2 protein-coding genes and 1 pseudogene are annotated in these 1447 nt (G+C 37.5%); all 3 read left to right on the forward strand.

The features are described 5' to 3' along the window. On the forward strand, positions 1–201 hold a 201-nt coding region (locus tag QZ055_RS09365; protein ID WP_295826492.1), incomplete at its 5' end, for a citrate lyase subunit alpha. A gap of 230 nt (positions 202–431) precedes the next feature. After that, positions 432–1307 carry a DUF4261 domain-containing protein gene (locus QZ055_RS09370; RefSeq protein WP_295826494.1) on the forward strand — a complete coding sequence of 292 codons (876 nt, stop codon included), beginning with the start codon at positions 432–434 and terminating at the stop codon, positions 1305–1307. 28 nt (positions 1308–1335) lie between these two features. After that, positions 1336–1447: pseudogene (locus tag QZ055_RS09375) on the forward strand (cupin domain-containing protein); the annotation flags it as partial.

A 1447-nucleotide genomic window follows, 5' to 3' on the forward strand; every position in this document is an offset into this window, starting at 1 on the left:
AACCCAGCTCGTACTGATTTGATTGAACGCTTCAAAGATAGCAACTTGCCTATCTTCACAATTGAAGAATTACAACAATTAGCATTTGATTTAGTAGGTAAACCACAAGATATCCCTGTATCTGATAAAGACGAAGATATCATCGCAATCGTAGAATATCGCGATGGCTCTATCATCGACGTGGTTCGTAAACCTCTATAATTGATTGGTAATCGGCACATATCACTATAGATATAGTGATGTCACTATCGCTTTACCAGTCCTCACTGATTAGTGACTATAAAGACCCTCTCCATAGTTCTCGGACTTATGGAGAGGGTCTTTTATGTATATAAAATGTTACTTGAGTAACTGTACTACATATGAACATCCGATATACTATAAGGTAAAGAGTATATTTTATATTACGTTTTATCTATAGGAGAGAGCATATGAGCCAAGTATTTAAACAAGATCTAACAGATGATTCCGTTCGTCCTGGCGGTTTGTTTTTTGTTGAGTTATTAATGCCGGAGCAGTGTGATATGCCTAGTCGCGATACAATGGTAGAGGTATTTACAAAGCATTTAGGCTCTGTTGATTGCTTTAGTTATGGAGCTGAGTCTGCTGGTTTTGCGCCTCAGAATTATAAGGTTCATTATGAAGATAATGATGCTGATGTTCCACCGACATTGATGGTGACAAATTGTGAAAAAATCGATAAACCTGTATTAGATGATTTTGATCGTAGTCAGGTATGGGATTGTCCAAATGTGGATGAGTTATTAGCAGAGTGCCAATACAGGGTGTTTGCTACGGATATGTTAGCCTCTGGTTTAGCGGCCAAAGAACGTGCAGATATGCTTGTAAAGTATGTAGATGCATTACTAGAATTATATCCCTCTTGTAAAGCCGTTGTATTTGGACCATCTCGTAAGTTCTTAAGTCGAGAATCGATTGAAAATCATCCTGATAAAGAGGTGACTCGTTTCATGTATTATGCTGTAAATGTGCGTTATTTTAGTATTCAAGGTACCAATGATATGATGGTAGATTCTGTGGGTATGAGTACATTATTTTTACCTGATTTACAGTATCACTTTCACGGTGTAGATCCTAATCATGTAGTATTTCATGCTTATAATGTGTTGAATTATATTTTCGAACATGGTAATGTAATAGGTGATGGGGAAACCATTGCGGGGTTACAAAATGGCGAGATGAATCAGGATATTCAGTGGAAGGTTCAATACGAGGATTCTTTAATCCAGCCCGTTCGAGAGGTTCTAGATATTAATATGGGTGAATACGCATCTGGAACTCGGTAGTTGTTAATCAATGAAAGGTGTGAGCATTATGAGTGATCAACGTGTTTTTGATATGGAACTTGTGAAAGTTGAAAGTTTGGAGAAAGCTGTTAGGACGCCATTTTATCAAACTGATTCCACAGGTGGTTCAGTATGGGTTA

It is taken from the genome of uncultured Veillonella sp., assembly GCF_905209685.1.
In the GTDB taxonomy this organism is placed as follows: Bacteria; Bacillota; Negativicutes; order Veillonellales; family Veillonellaceae; genus Veillonella.